Source organism: Flavobacterium sp. J27 (genome assembly GCF_004303025.1).
Classification (GTDB): domain Bacteria; phylum Bacteroidota; class Bacteroidia; order Flavobacteriales; family Flavobacteriaceae; genus Flavobacterium.
The window spans coordinates 13278-30610 of sequence record NZ_PJQW01000018.1 but is presented as its reverse complement, the minus strand read 5'-3'; the positions used below and the strand labels follow the sequence as shown (position 1 = coordinate 30610).

The 17333-nt window shown below is 30.1% G+C and carries 18 protein-coding genes and 1 tRNA gene; 14 read left to right on the top strand and 5 right to left on the bottom strand.

Going from position 1 to position 17333, the window contains the following annotated elements; genetic code table 11:
- Nucleotides 1-22 precede the first annotated feature (22 nt).
- The 8 genes from CX675_RS18605 (at nucleotide 23) to CX675_RS18570 (ending at nucleotide 7983) form a co-directional block, all read left to right on the top strand.
- Complete coding sequence (locus CX675_RS18605; protein WP_130736762.1) at nucleotides 23-847, top strand: thymidylate synthase; 825 nt, start codon at nucleotides 23-25, stop codon at nucleotides 845-847.
- Between the two features lie 11 nt (nucleotides 848-858).
- On the top strand, nucleotides 859-1638 hold the full coding sequence (locus CX675_RS18600; protein WP_130736761.1) for a bifunctional 2-polyprenyl-6-hydroxyphenol methylase/3-demethylubiquinol 3-O-methyltransferase UbiG: 780 nt from the start codon (nucleotides 859-861) through the stop codon (nucleotides 1636-1638).
- A 48-nt stretch (nucleotides 1639-1686) separates the two neighbouring features.
- Nucleotides 1687-2466 carry an energy transducer TonB gene (locus CX675_RS18595; RefSeq protein ID WP_130736760.1) on the top strand — a complete coding sequence of 260 codons (780 nt, stop codon included), beginning with the start codon at nucleotides 1687-1689 and terminating at the stop codon, nucleotides 2464-2466.
- Between the two features lie 89 nt (nucleotides 2467-2555).
- Nucleotides 2556-5006: a zinc-dependent metalloprotease gene (locus CX675_RS18590; protein ID WP_130736759.1), complete on the top strand. Its 2451-nt coding sequence runs from the start codon at nucleotides 2556-2558 to the stop codon at nucleotides 5004-5006.
- Nucleotides 5007-5255: 249 nt separating this feature from the next.
- On the top strand, nucleotides 5256-5951 hold the full coding sequence (locus tag CX675_RS18585) for a DUF547 domain-containing protein (RefSeq protein ID WP_130736758.1): 696 nt from the start codon (nucleotides 5256-5258) through the stop codon (nucleotides 5949-5951).
- 78 nt (nucleotides 5952-6029) lie between these two features.
- A complete protein-coding gene (locus tag CX675_RS18580; protein ID WP_130736757.1) occupies nucleotides 6030-6521 on the top strand; it encodes a dihydrofolate reductase in 492 nt (163 codons plus the stop codon).
- A gap of 33 nt (nucleotides 6522-6554) precedes the next feature.
- Complete coding sequence (gene ubiE / locus CX675_RS18575) at nucleotides 6555-7286, top strand: bifunctional demethylmenaquinone methyltransferase/2-methoxy-6-polyprenyl-1,4-benzoquinol methylase UbiE (RefSeq protein WP_130736756.1); 732 nt, start codon at nucleotides 6555-6557, stop codon at nucleotides 7284-7286.
- A gap of 1 nt (nucleotide 7287) precedes the next feature.
- Nucleotides 7288-7983, top strand: a complete 696-nt coding sequence (locus CX675_RS18570) for a porin family protein (RefSeq protein WP_130736755.1) — start codon at nucleotides 7288-7290, stop codon at nucleotides 7981-7983.
- Here the strand turns inward: CX675_RS18570 and CX675_RS18565 are convergent.
- The gene (locus CX675_RS18565) at nucleotides 7970-8707 is read right to left on the bottom strand and encodes an RNA methyltransferase (RefSeq protein WP_130736754.1); all 738 of its coding nucleotides are present in this window, start codon (nucleotides 8705-8707) and stop codon (nucleotides 7970-7972) included. The genes CX675_RS18570 and CX675_RS18565 overlap by 14 nt on opposite strands.
- Nucleotides 8708-8742: 35 nt before the next feature.
- Here CX675_RS18565 and CX675_RS18560 point away from each other — a divergent pair, with 35 nt between their 5' ends.
- From CX675_RS18560 to CX675_RS18540, 5 genes are all read left to right on the top strand, one after another.
- Complete coding sequence (locus tag CX675_RS18560; RefSeq protein ID WP_205728649.1) at nucleotides 8743-11292, top strand: BamA/TamA family outer membrane protein; 2550 nt, start codon at nucleotides 8743-8745, stop codon at nucleotides 11290-11292.
- Nucleotides 11293-11337: 45 nt separating this feature from the next.
- On the top strand, nucleotides 11338-12405 hold the full coding sequence (gene fbaA / locus CX675_RS18555; RefSeq protein WP_130736753.1) for a class II fructose-bisphosphate aldolase: 1068 nt from the start codon (nucleotides 11338-11340) through the stop codon (nucleotides 12403-12405).
- 84 nt (nucleotides 12406-12489) lie between these two features.
- The gene (gene accD, locus CX675_RS18550) at nucleotides 12490-13344 is read left to right on the top strand and encodes an acetyl-CoA carboxylase, carboxyltransferase subunit beta (protein WP_130736752.1); all 855 of its coding nucleotides are present in this window, start codon (nucleotides 12490-12492) and stop codon (nucleotides 13342-13344) included.
- A gap of 131 nt (nucleotides 13345-13475) precedes the next feature.
- Nucleotides 13476-13557, top strand: a tRNA-Leu gene (locus CX675_RS18545).
- Between the two features lie 124 nt (nucleotides 13558-13681).
- Nucleotides 13682-14848 (top strand): site-specific integrase, encoded by a 1167-nt coding sequence (locus CX675_RS18540; RefSeq protein WP_130736751.1) that lies wholly within the window; start codon nucleotides 13682-13684, stop codon nucleotides 14846-14848.
- Between the two features lie 187 nt (nucleotides 14849-15035).
- Here CX675_RS18540 and CX675_RS18535 read toward each other — a convergent pair whose 3' ends face one another.
- Together CX675_RS18535 and CX675_RS18530 are read right to left on the bottom strand one after the other, a co-directional pair.
- Complete coding sequence (locus tag CX675_RS18535; protein ID WP_130736750.1) at nucleotides 15036-15356, bottom strand: hypothetical protein; 321 nt, start codon at nucleotides 15354-15356, stop codon at nucleotides 15036-15038.
- A gap of 2 nt (nucleotides 15357-15358) precedes the next feature.
- Nucleotides 15359-15583 carry a hypothetical protein gene (locus CX675_RS18530; protein ID WP_130736749.1) on the bottom strand — a complete coding sequence of 75 codons (225 nt, stop codon included), beginning with the start codon at nucleotides 15581-15583 and terminating at the stop codon, nucleotides 15359-15361.
- Nucleotides 15584-15769: 186 nt separating this feature from the next.
- Here CX675_RS18530 and CX675_RS18525 point away from each other — a divergent pair, with 186 nt between their 5' ends.
- Nucleotides 15770-16141 (top strand): hypothetical protein, encoded by a 372-nt coding sequence (locus tag CX675_RS18525; RefSeq protein ID WP_130736748.1) that lies wholly within the window; start codon nucleotides 15770-15772, stop codon nucleotides 16139-16141.
- 48 nt (nucleotides 16142-16189) lie between these two features.
- On the opposite strand, the gene CX675_RS18520 is transcribed toward CX675_RS18525, so the two are convergent.
- Both CX675_RS18520 and CX675_RS18515 read right to left on the bottom strand, forming a co-directional pair.
- On the bottom strand, nucleotides 16190-16780 hold the full coding sequence (locus CX675_RS18520) for a hypothetical protein (protein WP_130736747.1): 591 nt from the start codon (nucleotides 16778-16780) through the stop codon (nucleotides 16190-16192).
- A gap of 264 nt (nucleotides 16781-17044) precedes the next feature.
- Complete coding sequence (locus tag CX675_RS18515) at nucleotides 17045-17326, bottom strand: hypothetical protein (RefSeq protein ID WP_130736746.1); 282 nt, start codon at nucleotides 17324-17326, stop codon at nucleotides 17045-17047.
- Nucleotides 17327-17333 lie beyond the last annotated feature (7 nt).

The following is a 17333-nucleotide window of genomic DNA, read 5'->3' as shown; positions in this document are numbered from 1 at the left end:
CATGACAAATAAAAAATAAAAAATGAAACAATATCACGACTTAGTAAAACATGTATTAGCAAACGGGAACCAAAAAGGTGATCGCACAGGAACGGGAACTATTAGTGTGTTTGGATATCAAATGCGATTTGATTTAAGTGAAGGCTTCCCTATGGTAACTACAAAAAAGTTACATCTTAAATCTATCATTTACGAATTGCTATGGTTCTTAAAAGGGGATACTAATATCAATTACTTAAAAGAAAATGGTGTTAAAATTTGGGATGAATGGGCAGATGAAAATGGAGATTTAGGCCCTGTTTATGGACATCAATGGAGAAACTGGAATAGTGAAGAAATCGATCAGATAAAAGAAGTAATTGATACGTTAAAAAACAATCCAAATAGCCGTAGAATGCTGGTTTCAGCTTGGAACCCTAGTGTATTGCCAAATACTTCTATTTCGTTTGCAGAAAATGTAGCTAATGGAAAAGCAGCATTACCGCCTTGTCATGCATTCTTTCAATTTTATGTTGCTGATGGAAAATTAAGTTGCCAACTATACCAAAGAAGTGCCGATATATTTTTAGGTGTACCATTTAATATTGCTTCTTACGCACTATTAACTATGATGATGGCTCAAGTTTGCAACTTACAAGTTGGCGATTTTATTCATACGTTTGGAGACGCACACATCTATAACAATCATATAGAACAATTAGAACTACAATTGTCTCGCGAATGTCGACCATTACCAAAAATGAAATTAAACCCAGAAATCAAGAATATTTTTGATTTTGATTTTGATGATTTCACTTTAGAAGGATACGATCCTCATCCGCATATAAAAGGTGCTGTAGCAGTTTAATTAGATTTTTAATGTCACATTATAGTACAGAAGTAACTTCCGCAAAAATAAAATCAGATAATCCTGTACATCAAAGGTTGCTTTTTGGCTATCATTCTGCCAAAGAATATATTCAAGGTGATGTATTAGAAATAGGTTGTGGTATTGGTAGAGGGTTAGAAATTGTAGTTAAAAAGAGTAAAACTTACACAGGAATAGATAAAAACAAAAAATTAATCGAAGAACAAATTCAAAATTATCCTGAAAATTCTTTTATACATGGTACAGTTCCTCCATTATTAGAAATTAAAAATAATAGTTTTGACACCATTATAACATTCCATGTAATTGAACATATTGAGAAAGACACCTTATTCATAGATGAAATTTACAGAGTTTTAAAACCTAGTGGAATATTAATTATTTCTACTCCAAACAAAGAAAAAACCATTACCAAAAACCCATGGCACATTAGAGAATATAATAATATTGAACTTAGAAACATTTTTAATCCTAAGCAATTTACAGTAGAAAAAGAGTATGGTATATTTGGCAATAAAAAAGTAGACTCCTATTTTGAATTGAATAAAAAAAACACGCTCAAAATTTTACGATACGATTTCTTAAACATAAGAAATCTACTCCCCTCGTTTTTATTTAAAATAGTTTACGAATTTTTCAATAGGATAAATAGAATTATGCTAATGAAAAAGCAACCTGACATTTGCGCAACAATTAATCAACAAGATTTTTATTTAAAAAATCACACCAAAGACTGTCTTGATTTATTTTATGTTATTAAAAAAATATAATTGTATCAACAATACAAATTGCCTCATAAAAAGTTACAAAAACTAGAGATGAAAAAAATTACATTCCTCTTCCTTATTCTTTCCCATTTTGTTTTTTCTCAAGAAGAAGATTATTCAAAAATATTTTCCAATTTTGACAGCATACAAAAAAACAGTTTAACCCTACATGCGAACCAATTACTAAATGTCTTTGACTATAATTATGTTAAATCAAGAAAAGATGGCACAAGACAAGTAATAATGACTATGAAACTAGATTCTATTGGCAAACTAAATTTAGTCTTTATTGAAAATAAAAGCAGCGATTTAGAATCTTTTTTTACAACAATTTTGGAAAAAATTCCATTAATTGAAATCTCAGATGAAAACAACGCAAAGATTACTGAAGAATTTATAACTTGTAAATTTACTTTACATCCAAATACTGATTTATCTGCATTAAGTAGTATTCTATTCGAAAAAGAAACGGACACCATCAAACAGATAAAAAATCTTGATATTTATCCGTCTTTTGGTATGTTAAAAAAGGGTACAGATAAAGAAAAATCAATGGAAGACTTCAATAAAAATATATCAAAACACATTGTAAGAAATTTTGTATATCCAAAATATGCACGTAATAATAATATTACCGGAAAAACATTTGTCTTTTTTATTATAGAAAAAGAAGGAAGCATAGAAAGAATAATTGTAACAAAATCAAACCCTGTCTTACATTTCGCAGGAATAGATATTATTAGTAAACTACCCAAACTTAATCCAGGAATTTCAGAAGGAAAACCGATTCGAGTTAGTTATGGATTGCCATTAACTTTTAGACTTGAATAGCGTTTTGTTATTATTTTCTTAAAAGAATATCCTTATCTCTATCTTTTTTTGTCAATTTAGTATTTTAGCAAAAACTACATTTGGAACAGATGAGAAAAATTACATTCCTTTTTTTGGCACTTTTTATTTTCCAAACGACTTCAGCTCAATTTTGGAAAAAGAAAAAAAACACAAAAACAACAATAAGTAATACTACAGAGAAGAAAAAAAACGAAAAAATAAAAGACTATAATAGTATCATTACAAAAGAGGCTAAAACAACTTCTGGCCTTTTCAAAGTACACAAGGTAGCAGATAAATATTATTTTGAAATTCCCAATCATCTTTTAAATAAAGACATGTTACTAGTAAGCAAGTTTGCTAAAGTTCCTGAAGGCCTTGGTGGCGGTTATGTAAATGCAGGAACAGAAACAAGTTCTCAAATGGTTATTTGGGATCGTTTTGAAGACAAATTACTTATTAAAGTAAAATCTGCTAATAGTATTGCCAATGATAGTCTACCAATAAGTATTTCAGTTAAAGCAAACAATAACGATGTTACTCTATATGCTTTTGACATTACCGCTTTTTCCAAAGATTCAACAGCGACAGTGATAGATGTAACCAAGTTTTTTTCTACAGATGTTAAAGGAATTAGTGGCTTATCACCTAGAATTAGAGAGGTTTACAAAGTAAAAAACCTCGATGAAAATAGAAGTTTTATCAATTACATAAAAACCTTCCCATTAAACATTGAAATTCTTCAAGATTTTACCTATAATGCCTCAAAACCCTCTATTTTAGAAAACACGGAAGCGATTAGTATTCAAATGAATCAATCACTCATTCTACTACCAGAAAACCCTATGCGCCCTCGTTATTTTGATTCTCGTGTAGGCTGGTTTACTTTAAACAAATATGATTATAGTAGTAATGAATTAAAATCAGATAAAAAAACCTACATCAGAAGGTGGAGACTAGAACCCAAAGATCCTGAAGCTTATGCTCGAGGAGAATTAGTAGAACCTATCAAACCCATTATTTATTATTTGGATCCAGCTACACCCGAAAATCTTAGACCCTACATTAAAAAAGGAGTTGAAGAATGGCAAAAAGCTTTTGAAGTAGCAGGTTTTAAAAATGCTATACTCGCAAAAGATCCACCTACTACTAATGAAGACCCCGATTTTAACCCAGAAGACATACGTTATTCCGTCATACGTTATGTTGCCAGTACTACAAGAAATGCCATTGGACCAAGCATTTCAGATCCAAGAACAGGAGAAATTATTGAAAGTGACATTATTTGGTATCATAATCATCTTCGCTCCTATAGAAACAGATATTTATTAGAAACTGGTGCGGCAAACCCTTCTGCACGCACATTACATACTAGTGATGCAGAAATGGGTGAAATGATGCAAATGGTAATTGCTCATGAAGTAGGACATGCTTTAGGATTCCCACACAATATGAGTGCTAGTTGTGCTTACAATGTTGAAGACTATAGAAAGCCTTTTTTTACCAAATTAAATGGTATTTCAGCGAGTATTATGGATTATGCAAGATTCAATTATATTGCTCAACCTGGCGACACAAATGTACGATTCATAAGACAAATGGGACCTTATGACAATTATGCCGTAAATTGGGGATATCGGATCATTCCAAATACAAAAACTCCAGAAGAAGAAATACCTACACTAAATCAGTGGATAGAAGAAAAAGCAGGAGATCCAAAATATGAATTTGGCAAACAATCAAGCTCCTTTAATCCTTATTCACAAACAGAAGATATTAGTAATAACGCTTTACAAGCAAGCAGTTATGGCATACGTAATTTAAAAATAGTTGTTTCAAATCTTCCTGATTGGACCAGTAAGGAAACAAATAATTATGAAGACTTAGAAGAATTATATGGTGAACTTTTAAATGTTTGGAGTAGATACATTGGCCATGTTGTAACCTATGTAGGTGGCGTTGACGAAATCGAAAAAAAACCGAATCAAGAAGGAAATGTTTATACTGTAATTCCGAAAGAAAAACAAAAAGCAGCAGTTGAATGGTTACTTGAAAATGCTTTTAAAGATCAAAACTGGTTAGTTGATACCTCTATTTTAAATAAATTTTCACCTAACGGATATTCACAAGAAATATTAAAATATCAAACAAGACATTTAAATAACCTTTTAAGTTATGACCGTATGGGTAGATTATTAGATGCTGCCTTTTTGGATTCCAAAAACTATACTCTTAACGAATTTTTATCACAAATTAGAAAAGGTATTTGGCAAATTAATCGAAATCAAGGCAATACAATTTCAGAGAGAAACATTCAAAAAGCACACTTGGAAAGAATAATTAAGTTATATACAGACGAAAGTAACAACACATCTTATAATGTTGTTTTGTCTGACATCAAATCTTTATTGTTTGGAGAATTAATACAACTTAAAACTTATTTATCAAATTTAAAAAACACGATTTCTCATCCAGAAACCAAATATCATGTCTTACAAAGTATTAATCGAATAGAAAATGTAACAACAGTTAAAAATTAGTTTTCTATCAACATTTTAACAAAAATTATAACTTTTTATTCAAATAAAAATCCAAAACAATATTATTTTTTGGCTCACTTTTTGCATAACTAAATATAAAGCGGTTTGTAAAAGTTATTATAATGATTTACAGTAATTTAATTTTAACAAATTATTAAATTTAACTTATTTTTACTGCAATTCTAAAATAGATTTATTATTTTTGCAATCGTTTTTTTTTAAATTATTAAAAAATTATTAAAAAATCTTATGAAGAAAATTTTACTATTATTATTAGTTGTGAGTTTGAATGGTTATTGTCAGGTTATTGATTTTTCAGAATATGATGATTTCTTAAAAAAACATGTATCGAGTAAAGGGGTTGTTGATTATGACAAAGTTTTAAAAAACATAAGAGAGATAAACAATATTGCTCAAAATTTTTCAAAAATTTCACCTAATAAAAGTTGGTCAGAAGCAGAAGTAAAAACGTATTGGATTAATGTTTACAACGCAAACATTATCAAATTATTAGTAGAAAATTATCCGATAAAAAGCATCAATTATATTAGAGATCCATTCAAAATGCAATTCATCGATTTTGATGGAGAAAAAATTTCACTAGATCATATTGAACATGAAATTTTAAGGCCAATGAACGACCCAAGAATTCATTTTGCATTATATTCTACTGCAATTTCATCACCTCATTTAAGAAATACTGCTTATTCTTCAAACAGCATCGATTATGATTTAGATGTTGCCACAAGTAATTATATTAATGATGCCTCGCAAAACACAATTGGAACAGCAACCTGTGAGCTATCAAAAATTTTCGAATGGTATTTCACTGATTTTATAGGCCCAATGAATATGGTAGGTTTCATCAATAAATATTCTGCTGTAAAAATTAATGACAATACTAAATTAGTTTTTAAAGAATACGATTGGAATTTATATAAATAATTTATAAAAAAAATAATCCTCGATGCCTGTTTGAAATTCAAACAGGCATTTTCGATTTTAATTTCAAAAAACAATACAATGCTTACAATAATTGCTGCTGCATCAGAAAACAATGCTCTTGGTAAAGACAATGATTTAGTTTGGCATTTACCAGATGATTTTAAAAGATTTAAATTATTAACCACTGGTCACACTATCATTATGGGAAGAAAAACCTTTGAAAGCTTTCCAAAACCATTACCAAATAGAAAACACATCATAATTACAAGACAAAAAGAATATAAAGCTCCAGAAAATTGCATTGTTATAGACAATCTAAATAAAGCAATTGAAATCTGCTCACAGGAAGAAGAAAACTTTATTATTGGTGGCGGCGAGATATACAAACAATCAATAGCAATAGCCGATAAAATTGAATTAACCAGAGTACATACTTCAATTGAAGCAGACACCTTTTTCCCCGAATTAGAATTGCAAGACTGGAAATTAATAAAAGAAGAATACCATCCTAAAGATGAAAAACATATTTATGATTTTACCTATCTTACATACATTAGAAATGAAAATTAAATTTGTATTTTTGCCATCCATATAATAAAGACCATGTCAAAAAATATAACTCCATACAAAAATTCTGAATTAGGTAAAAAAGAACAAGTTGCACAAATGTTTGACACAATTGCTGGCAATTATGACGGGTTAAACCGTGTTATTTCTTTTGGAATTGACGTATCATGGCGAAAAAAAGTATTACAACTTGTTGCTAATAAAACCCCAAATACAATTTTAGATATAGCAACAGGAACAGGAGATTTAGCTATTTTGATGACCAAAACAACTGCTACAGAAATTATTGGTTTAGATATTTCTGCTGGAATGCTTGAAGTAGGTAAAGAAAAAATCAAAGAAAAGCAATTAGATTCTAAAATCGAAATGGTACTAGGAGATAGTGAAAACATTCCTTACCCTGACAATTACTTTGATGCTATCACTGTTGCCTTTGGAGTTAGAAATTTTGAAAATCTAGAAAAAGGATTAGCCGAAATTCTTCGTGTTTTAAAACCTAATGGTATTTTTGTTATCCTTGAGACTTCCGTACCTACTAAATTTCCTTTTAAACAAGGTTATGCTTTTCACACTCGATTTATTTTACCAATTATTGGAAAATTATTCTCTAAAGACAAGGTAGCATACAAATATTTATCAGATTCTGCTAATATTTTCCCTTTTGGAGAAGCTTTGAACAATATTTTAAGAAAAATTGGGTTTATAGATGTAAAGCATCTACCTCAAACATTTGGTGTTGCTACAATTTATCATGCATCCAAGAAATAGTATGAAAAGAAAGTTTATTTTATTGTTACTAACCTCAACAATCGGCTTTGCCCAAGGCGGTTTGTTTGGAAAAGACCCAATTATTAATCTTGAAAATTTCGACAAGCAAAAAGTGCATTGGGGTTATTTTTTAGGATTTAATAGCTTGGACTTTAAATTTGATTATTTACAACCAACAAAAGATGTTGTTTCTGAAACAACAGTTGGTTTTAACGTAGGATTAGTTGGAAACCTTAGAATCATAGATCACGTTGATTTACGATTCGAACCAGGTTTATATATCACTCAAAGAAATTTAACATTCCCAGGCTTTGAAGACCCTGTTGATGCTTTGCGAGAAGTAAAATCAACTTATATATTCTTTCCTTTATTGTTAAAGTTTTCCGCTAAACGAGCAGGAAACATAAGACCGTATGTAGTAGGAGGATTATCTACAGCTTTAAACTTAGGCAGCAACTCACAAGCACCAGATGACAATTACAATGATCGCTTTAGAATGAAAAAATGGACAAATTTTTACGAAGTAGGGTTTGGCATCGATTTATATCTAGAGTATTTCAAGTTTTCGCCGTCTATTAGAGGTGTTTTTAGCCTAAACGATGAATTAATAAGAGACAACGACCCAAACAGTCCTTGGACAGGAAATGTTCAGTCTATGAAAACAAGAGGCGTCTTTGTAAACTTTACATTTCATTAACAGATCGCTTAAACTCACTTAAAATAATTGCTGTAGCTGTAGCTACATTTAAACTTTCAGTTAGTTGTAAATTACCAAACCTTGGAATTGCTATTCTCTTGTTTACCAATTTTTCAATGTTGGCAGAAATACCATTGGCTTCATTACCCATTATAATAATCCCTTCTTTTGGAAGCGATTCATTATAAACATTTTGACCATCCATAAACGTTCCATAAACAGGTAATTTATTCCCAATTAGCTTTTTCTCAAGGTTTGTATATACTACATTTACCCTACTGAGCGACCCCATGGTCGCTTGCACCACTTTAGGATTATAAATATCAACAGTAGCTTCGGAGCATAAAATAGTTTCAACACCAAACCAATCACACAAACGAATGATTGTTCCTAAATTCCCAGGATCTCTTACATCATCTAAAGCCAAAATAAGACCCGACATATTCGCTCTTTTATCTGCTGGTATGGCAAACAAACCCAAACAAGTATTAGGTGTAGCTAGTGCACTAATTTTTTTTAATTCACCTGGTGTAATGGCATGAATTTTGTTTGAATCAACTGACCAAAAGGAAGCATCTGTTGTAAAAAGGCTTTGCAATTCATACTTAGCATCTAGAAACTCTTGTATTACTTTTTTACCTTCAACAAAAAATAATTGATGGAGTTTTCGATATTTTTTTTGTTGCAAACTCGTTATAAGCTTAATTTGGTTTTTACTAACCATAAAAATTGTATTTTTGACTAACTATATTAATCGCATTGAAAAAAATCTTTCCAAAAATAGTATTTATATTTCTAACTGGAACTATCTTTTACTCTTGTTCAATTGTAAAAAAAGTACCAGAGAACAAACAACTCTTACTTAAGAACACGGTTATTACTAATGATACCGTAGTTAAAAACGAAAGAGTTGAAAGCTTATTAAGTCAAAAACCAAATGGAAAATTACTAGGTTTTCCACTTCGTTTAGGATTATATAATATGGCAAAAGACAATCCCGATTCACTATATTATGCTTGGCTGAATAGAAAACCTAACCGTAGAGAAAATTTAGCCAAAATAATTTCCAACAAACAAGTAGATCGATTAAGTCAATCTTTTCTTGTATCGGGTTTAAGTCGATTTTTAAAAAAAACAGGAGAAGCACCCGTTATTATAGATTCTATTAAGATTGGAACTACAAAAAGCAGATTACAAGGCTTTTATAATAACCAAGGCTATTTTGATGCTAAAGTAAATGCGGAGGTAGATTCTGTGGGAGTAAAAAGAGGAAAAGTAACTTACAAAGTAGATACTGGAAAGCCTTATATCATTGATAGTATTTCAACCCGAATTGAAACCAAAGAATTAGACAGTCTTTTTAGCAAAGCAAAACGCCGATCTTTAATCAAATCTGGAGAACAATTTAATGATGAAAAATTTGATGCTGAACGCTCAAGACTAACAAACTACTTCCGAAATAATGGAGTATACGATTTCCAAGTAAATCATGTCCGCTATGATGTTATTACTAACGAAAAAGACACTAAAATAGATATCGTTTATGACATTGAAGATCGAAAAATAAAAAGAGGTGACACCCTAGTTAAAACTCCATTTAAAATATATAAAATAAGCAAAGTAAATATTTTCACAAACAGCATTATAAAAAGAGGCAAATATAAGATAAGTGATAGTGTGGTTTATAACAATTATCATATTTATTCTATAGGTAAATTAAATTATAAACCCAAAGCCATAACTGATGCAATTTTCATCGAAAAAGGCAATTATTTTAGTGACAAAGACAAAACGTTAACATCTCGATCTTTAAGCAACCTTAAAGTATTTAATTTCCCAACAATTGAATATGTTGTAGACACCATTACAAATGGTGAAAATAATTTAATTGCAAATATTTATCTTATACCATTAAAAAAGAAAAATTTAAATGCATCTATAGATTTTAATCATTCTAATATTCAGGATTTTGGTGTTTCCGGCAATCTTTCTGTTACATTTAGAAATCTATTTAGAAGAGCTGAAACCTTAGAAATATCAACTAGAGGAAATATTGGGTCATCAAGAGATTTACCTAATCCTAACGGAACATTTTTCAACCTTTCTGAATATGGTGCTGATGTAAAATTAACTTTTCCAAGGATATTTCTTCCATTCAAAACCACAAATATTATTAAAAAAGAAATGTTACCTACAACTCAAATGAGTTTTGGTTTAACCAATCAGAAAAATATTGGATTAGATAAAGAAAATTTTACTAGTATCATTAATTACAATTGGTTACCAAAAGATGACACGACCATACGATTTGACATGCTCAATATCCAATTTGTAAGAAATCTTAACATTGATAATTATTTCAATGTTTATAATTCTTCCTATAATCGATTAAATGACTTAGCAAGAGTTTATGATACTTCAGGAAACTATCTAGATGGTTCAGGCAATTTAACCTATACCAGCGCTGTATCTTTTATTGATGCTGTAGTTAATGGAACAATACCTATTAGTCAGTCAACCGATTTTAATTCGATACGAAGTATTGGAGAACGCAGAAAACGATTAATAGAAAACAACCTAATTGTATCATCTGCATTTACCTATAACAAAAATACCAGAAAAGGTTTTATAGACAATACGTTTTATGCCATTAAAGCAAAGATTGAAACCGCAGGAAATTTAGCTAGCCTTATTGCAAAACAAGTACCCCAACCAGAAAGCGACAATGGCAACAAAACGCTTTTTGGGATTGAGTATGCCCAATATGTAAAAGGAGAAGTAGACCTTATTAAACACTGGGATTTAGGAAAAAAGAACATTTTAGCTTTCAGAACTTTTGGTGGTATTGCTATTCCATATGGTAATGCTAAATCAATACCTTTTTCCAGAAGCTATTTTGCTGGAGGATCAAATGATAATAGAGGTTGGCAAGCATATAGCTTAGGTCCTGGTAGAAGTGGTGGAATTAACGATTTTAATGAAGCTAATTTAAAATTAGCGGCTAGTGTAGAATATCGTTTTAATATTGTTGGAAAAATTAATGGTGGCTTGTTTGCCGATGCTGGAAATATTTGGAATGTTTTTGATAATGTGGAAGACAAATCTTATACTTTTAATGGAATTGAATCCTTAAAAGACATTGCTTTAGGAACAGGTATTGGATTACGATATGATTTTGACTTCTTTGTTTTTAGAATTGATTTTGGCTATAAAGCCTATAATCCTGCAAAAGAAGAAAGTGAAAGATGGTTTAGAGATATCAACTTTAGCAGAACAGTTTTAAATTTTGGAATTAATTATCCATTCTAATTTTATAAATTATTATTTTTGTAAATTATATTAAACAAACTAACTATGAATCATTCAATAAAACCTGGTGTAGCAACTGGAAATCAAGTACAAGAAATTTTTGCTTATGCAAAAGAAAAAGGATTTGCATTGCCAGCTGTTAACGTTACAGGTTCAAGCACAATAAACGGTGTATTAGAAACCGCTGCCAAATTAAACGCTCCAGTAATCATTCAATTTTCAAATGGTGGAGCTCAATTTAATGCTGGAAAAGGGCTTTCAAACGAAAATCAAAAAGCGGCTATTTTAGGAGCAGTTGCAGGAGCAAAACACATTCATGAATTAGCAGAAGCTTATGGTGCGACCGTAATTTTACATACTGATCATTGTGCAAAAAACTTACTTCCTTGGATTGATGGCTTATTAGACGCATCTGAAGCATTCTATAAAGAAAAAGGGAAATCATTATTTAGTTCTCACATGATAGATTTATCAGAAGAGCCAATAGAAGAAAATATCGAAATATCTAAAAAATATCTAGAGCGCATGAGTAAAATGGACATGACTTTAGAAATTGAATTAGGTATTACAGGTGGTGAAGAAGATGGTGTAGACAATTCTGATGTAGATAGCTCTAAATTATATACACAACCAGAAGAAGTAGCTTATGCTTATGAAGAATTAATGAAAGTGAGCCCAAGATTTACCATTGCAGCTGCTTTTGGAAACGTTCACGGTGTGTACAAACCTGGAAATGTAAAATTAACTCCAAAAATCCTGAAAAACTCTCAGGAATATGTTCAAAACAAATACAGTACAACGGCAAACCCAGTTGATTTTGTTTTCCACGGAGGAAGTGGTTCTACACTAGAAGAAATTAGAGAAGCCATTTCTTACGGTGTGATAAAAATGAATATAGACACTGATTTACAATTTGCTTTCACGGAAGGGATTCGCGATTACATGACTAAAAACATCGAATACCTAAGAACTCAAATAGGTAGTCCTGAAGGACCTGAAAGCCCTAACAAAAAACACTACGATCCAAGAAAATGGATTAGAGAAGGTGAAGTAACATTTAACAAAAGACTAGAGCAAGCATTTGCCGATTTAAATAACGTAAACACTTTATAATAATTTAGAATTTAGAGTTTAGAATTATGAAATTATGTTTTTCTAGTTCTAAATTTTAATTTCTAACTTCTAACTTCAAGAATTATGGCTTGGTTTAAAAGAAAAGAAAAAGGAATTCAAACAGCGACAGAAGATAAAAAAGACGTTCCTAAAGGCTTGTGGTACAAATCGCCAACAGGTAAAATTGTAGACACTGAGGAACTAGCAAAAAATTTATGGGTAAGTCCGGAAGATGATTTTCATGTACGAATAGGTAGTGCTGAATACTTTGAAATCTTGTTTGACAACAATGAATTTAAAGAATTAGATGCCAAAATGACTTCTAAAGACCCTCTTAAATTTGAAGACACAAAGAAATATGGCGATCGTTTAAAAGACGCCATGGAGAAAACCAAATTAAAAGATGCAGTAAGAACTGCTGTGGGCAAATCTAAAGGGAAAGACTTAGTAGTTTCTTGTATGGATTTTGCTTTTATTGGGGGTTCCATGGGAGCTGTTGTAGGAGAAAAAATTGCTAGAGGAATTGATTATGCTATCCAAAACAAAATTCCTTTTGTAATGATTTCTAAATCGGGTGGTGCCCGAATGATGGAAGCCGCTTATTCCTTAATGCAATTAGCCAAAACTTCTGCTAAATTAGCCCAACTTGCAGACGCAAAAGTACCTTATATATCACTTTGTACAGACCCTACAACAGGAGGAACAACAGCTTCTTATGCCATGTTAGGAGATATCAACATTGGAGAACCTGGTGCGTTAATTGGTTTTGCAGGTCCGCGTGTAGTAAAAGATACGACAGGTAAAGATTTACCAGAAGGATTTCAAACTTCTGAGTTCTTACTAGAACATGGCTTTTTAGATTTTATCTCTCACAGAAAAGAGTTAAAAAATAAAATCAATTTATATATTGATTTGATTTTAAATCAAGAAATTCGATAAAAAGATGCCAGCTAAATAGCTGGCATTTTCTTTTACAACGACTTAGCAGAAAAGCACTATAATTCCTTTCAAAAAAAAGCTAAAAGTTTTTTGATTATATCTAAAAATACTTATATTTGCACTCCAATTTAGCGGGTATGGTGAAATTGGTAGACACGCCAGACTTAGGATCTGGTGCCGCAAGGTGTGAAGGTTCGAGTCCTTTTACCCGCACGACAAATCGCAAAACCCCTTTAAAATAAAGGGGTTTTTGGGTTTTTTATAAAAAAACTCCGTCAAATTACAGTCATTAACCTTTTATAGTTCAAAATATTAATTTTTTGAGCCATAAAAAAAAATGCCTAACACTCACAAAAATTACTCACACGTTAATAGTACAGCTTTTATAAGCTTCAGACCTGCTGAATTATGCATCGGTAAAGACTGGATAGTCGTATACTATGCTAAAAATCCACTTTCAGAAAAAATGGAACGTTTTCGAGTTTATGTACCTGCTTTGAAAAACAATAAGGAGCGTAAAAAACTGGGTAAAAAAATGGTTCTAGAAATAAACAACAAATTGTATACTGGGTGGCTTCCTTACTATTCTGATGTTAAGAGCGCAGAATTTAAAACATACGAATACTGTAAGCAGAAATTTTTAGATCAAAACGAAAAAGATGTAAAAACAGGCTTAAAAAGAATAGATACTTTGCGCACGTATAAATCTTTTTTAAAAATGATTGATTTGTACGCAAAAGAAAAAAAAATCGATTTAAAGCTGGCTTTGCACTTAAATAAGGAATTTGTAGTAAATTATTTAGACTGGATTCTCTATGACAGAAATAATAGCGCACGGACACACAACAATCATTTAGATTTTATTGCAACATTTGTAAACTATTGCAATTATCGTGGCTGGATTAAAGAGAATTTTGTAAAACAAATTCCGAAGAGAAAGGAAAGTGAAAAGAAAAGAAAAGTTTTGCCACTAGAGGTAAAAGAAAAAGTAAAAGAACTAGAAACAAAAAACTTTCATTTTTACGCCTTATGTATGCTCATTTATTATTGTTTTATTCGTAGAACCGAATTAACCAAGTTAAAAGTTTCTGATGTTGAACTGGTAAACAATAGAATTATTTTGCGTGCCGATATTTCCAAAAACAAGAAGACGGAAAGTGTAACCATTCCAAGAAAATTTTTACCAACGCTTATAAAACATTTGGAAAAAGCTAAAAATACAGATTATTTATTTGGAGAAAATTTTAAAGCTTGCGATACTAGGTTAAAACCTGCAAAAATTTCTAGCACGTGGGATAAATTTCGGTTGGAAAATGATATTGATATGATCTACCAGTTTTACAGCTTAAAAGATACAGGAATTACCGATTTACTAAAAGCGGGTTTACCAGCTATAAAAGTGCGTGACCAAGCGAGACACCATGATTTAAAAATTACTGAAAAATACACCGCAAGAAATAAAACTTTTGACCTTGATGTAATGAACAGCGAATTTGATTTTTAAATATTTTTTTCTGTAGGCTGATTTAAAGTGTATTTTTTTTGTATTTTTTGTATTATGTATTTTTTTGAACCCTAAAATACTGAATAACAATAAGTTAAAACTAAATACAATTTGTATTTTACACTATAATACAAAAATACAAATTTGTATTATAGTGTATTTTTGTAAGAATATTTTTAAAATTATATTAAAAAATTGCATTAGCCAAATCTATTGTATCGAGTTTTGGAGAATATCCATTATTTGAAATGCTTTTTTTAAATAAATCAACTTCTTTAAGTCTTAAATGATAATACCCTTTAAGATGCTCTATTAAATAATCTTTATTAAATATTGGTTTTTTACCAATATAAGTTACCTCGATAAGAACAATTGTATCAAAAGAATCTTTTGAATTACATTCGTCAAATTCTCTTTTTGCTTGTTCAAAATCTTCTCCGAAAAATTTATCATCAAAATTTTTTCTATTATGCCATTGAATAACATATACTTTTAATTCGTTTTCCATAACTAAGCTATTTGTTTATTATTTTTTAAATTTCCTATTTCTTCCAGCGCAAAATCGAGTGCTGCATAGGTTCTTTCTTTGTTTAGTTTTTCTTCAGTATCACAATCATTATGAATTAAGTACGAAATAAACATTTCTGTAACATGTTTTCGCATGGTTGCAACATCATCAGTAATAATAAGATTTTTTACAATTGCTTTTGGGGTAACTTTGCCTAAATTTCTCATAATTGACACCAATAAATTTAATACTTTTTTTAAACACTTATTACAAACGAATGAATGAAAGATTTAAAAAGGTACAGTATACTGTAATTTTTAGTATTTTAGCGAGGTTAAAACAGGGTTTAAATTCGCATTTAATTCGCAATCAATTCGTTTTGATGTAGCAAATGTGAAAAAATATTTTCATTTATGCAAGAAAAGAGAAATAAATTTTCAAATATTAAAGAAAGAGTGATGTTTTTTATTGAAAATCAAGGATTTAAAAAATATGAGTTTTTTGAAAAAATAAATGTTACATCTGCAAATTTTAGAGGTAATGCTTCAAATACACCTTTAAATTCGAAAACTATTGAAAATATAATTTCAGTTTGCCCTAATTTAAATTTATATTGGTTAATTACTGGAGAGGGCAAAATGATTTTAGGAGAAGAAGATATTACCAGCGAAGAAAAAATAAAAGAATTGGAAGAAACTAATTCACTTCTTAAAGACAGTATTGCAACTAAAAACAAGCTTATCGAAGCTTTAGAAGAACGCATTAGAATACTAGAAAAAAAATAACCGTTACACTATTGCAACGGTTTTATGAATATTAATTAAATTAAAGAACTAATCGAGTAAAAGAGCATCTTTAACATCAGACAACTCAACTTCAATACCAAATTGTTTTTTAAATTCTTGCTTAAAAAAACTTCTTCTTCGTTGATTTCTTTTTGACGAATTTGAACCTAAATTACCATAGTCAACAGCATTTTTAATAATAACTTTTACATTATTAATTTTATTTCCAACGACTTTTTTTATTAATCCATGTAGTTCTTGTTGTTTTGTTTGAAAATCATTCAAAAATTGTTTATGATCTTTTTTGTATTTATTAATTTGCTCTTGTTCTTTTGCTTTTTTATTTAAGTGTTTGGTTAGTGAAGCTTTTAAAGTTCCAGTAATTTCTAATTTAAAAAATTTAGAAACAATTTCTAAAATATCAAACTTATCATTCAATGGATTACCTACTAAATCAGTAATATATATTTCCAAATCCGATTTTCCTCTCATTCTTTTCATTGCTTCATTAGGTTCGTGATTTGAAATTCTAATTTTTTTATTTTTAAATTCTAAATATACAGACCCAGTACCAGCACCAGTATATTTAATTTCTTTACTTAAACCTTGAATAAATGATTTTGTAATAATTGTTTTCATTTTTTTCTCTTTTAAATGTTACTTTTTTTATATTTGCAAAGTTAGCATAACAAAGATACAGTGTATGTTGTGAATGAAGTTTAACTTCCTTGTGCTTTCAAAATTGTAATTAAAGCGTCTTTCGGGATGCTTTTCTTATTTTAATAAACAAGTGTAAACACACTAAGTGAGGAATTAACTAATTACACAAGCCACCATCTACAATCTTTTGAAACTGTACCTTTCTTTTTTGTGGTTTTTCTTAAATCAATAACAATGATTAATTTATGTGTTCGGATTAGTTAATTTAACTTCTATTTGGGCTTCTAAATTTTCAATTTCTCCTAAAATTTGTGTTAATCTCTTGGAGTAAACCATAGTTGAAGCAACACCGCCCAATACAGCGCCAAGAAGAAAAAAACCTATTTTACCAAGTATTTTCTTTTCTTTTGCTACAAAAACACCGCCTACACCGCCAGTTAATTGTATTGCTCGCATTTTTAAAACTATAGAAGCAGCTTCACTTTCTAACGTTGTTATTTTTTCTCTAATTTCTACTATTTCCATATTTCTT

Excerpts from the sequence above, each read along its gene's own strand:
- CX675_RS18585 (WP_130736758.1), top strand. The coding sequence starts at position 5,256 with ATGAAGAAAATTTTACTATTATTATTAGTTGTGAGTTTGAATGGTTAT.
- CX675_RS18535 (WP_130736750.1), bottom strand. The coding sequence starts at position 15,356 with ATGGAAAACGAATTAAAAGTATATGTTATTCAATGGCATAATAGAAAA.
- ubiE (WP_130736756.1), top strand. The coding sequence starts at position 6,555 with ATGTCAAAAAATATAACTCCATACAAAAATTCTGAATTAGGTAAAAAA.
- CX675_RS18540 (WP_130736751.1), top strand. The coding sequence starts at position 13,682 with ATGCCTAACACTCACAAAAATTACTCACACGTTAATAGTACAGCTTTT.
- CX675_RS18605 (WP_130736762.1), top strand. The coding sequence starts at position 23 with ATGAAACAATATCACGACTTAGTAAAACATGTATTAGCAAACGGGAAC.
- accD (WP_130736752.1), top strand. The coding sequence starts at position 12,490 with ATGGCTTGGTTTAAAAGAAAAGAAAAAGGAATTCAAACAGCGACAGAA.
- CX675_RS18570 (WP_130736755.1), top strand. The coding sequence starts at position 7,288 with ATGAAAAGAAAGTTTATTTTATTGTTACTAACCTCAACAATCGGCTTT.
- CX675_RS18595 (WP_130736760.1), top strand. The coding sequence starts at position 1,687 with ATGAAAAAAATTACATTCCTCTTCCTTATTCTTTCCCATTTTGTTTTT.
- CX675_RS18515 (WP_130736746.1), bottom strand. The coding sequence starts at position 17,326 with ATGGAAATAGTAGAAATTAGAGAAAAAATAACAACGTTAGAAAGTGAA.
- CX675_RS18525 (WP_130736748.1), top strand. The coding sequence starts at position 15,770 with ATGCAAGAAAAGAGAAATAAATTTTCAAATATTAAAGAAAGAGTGATG.
- CX675_RS18580 (WP_130736757.1), top strand. The coding sequence starts at position 6,030 with ATGCTTACAATAATTGCTGCTGCATCAGAAAACAATGCTCTTGGTAAA.
- CX675_RS18565 (WP_130736754.1), bottom strand. The coding sequence starts at position 8,707 with ATGGTTAGTAAAAACCAAATTAAGCTTATAACGAGTTTGCAACAAAAA.
- CX675_RS18520 (WP_130736747.1), bottom strand. The coding sequence starts at position 16,780 with ATGAAAACAATTATTACAAAATCATTTATTCAAGGTTTAAGTAAAGAA.
- CX675_RS18600 (WP_130736761.1), top strand. The coding sequence starts at position 859 with ATGTCACATTATAGTACAGAAGTAACTTCCGCAAAAATAAAATCAGAT.
- CX675_RS18590 (WP_130736759.1), top strand. The coding sequence starts at position 2,556 with ATGAGAAAAATTACATTCCTTTTTTTGGCACTTTTTATTTTCCAAACG.
- fbaA (WP_130736753.1), top strand. The coding sequence starts at position 11,338 with ATGAATCATTCAATAAAACCTGGTGTAGCAACTGGAAATCAAGTACAA.
- CX675_RS18530 (WP_130736749.1), bottom strand. The coding sequence starts at position 15,583 with ATGAGAAATTTAGGCAAAGTTACCCCAAAAGCAATTGTAAAAAATCTT.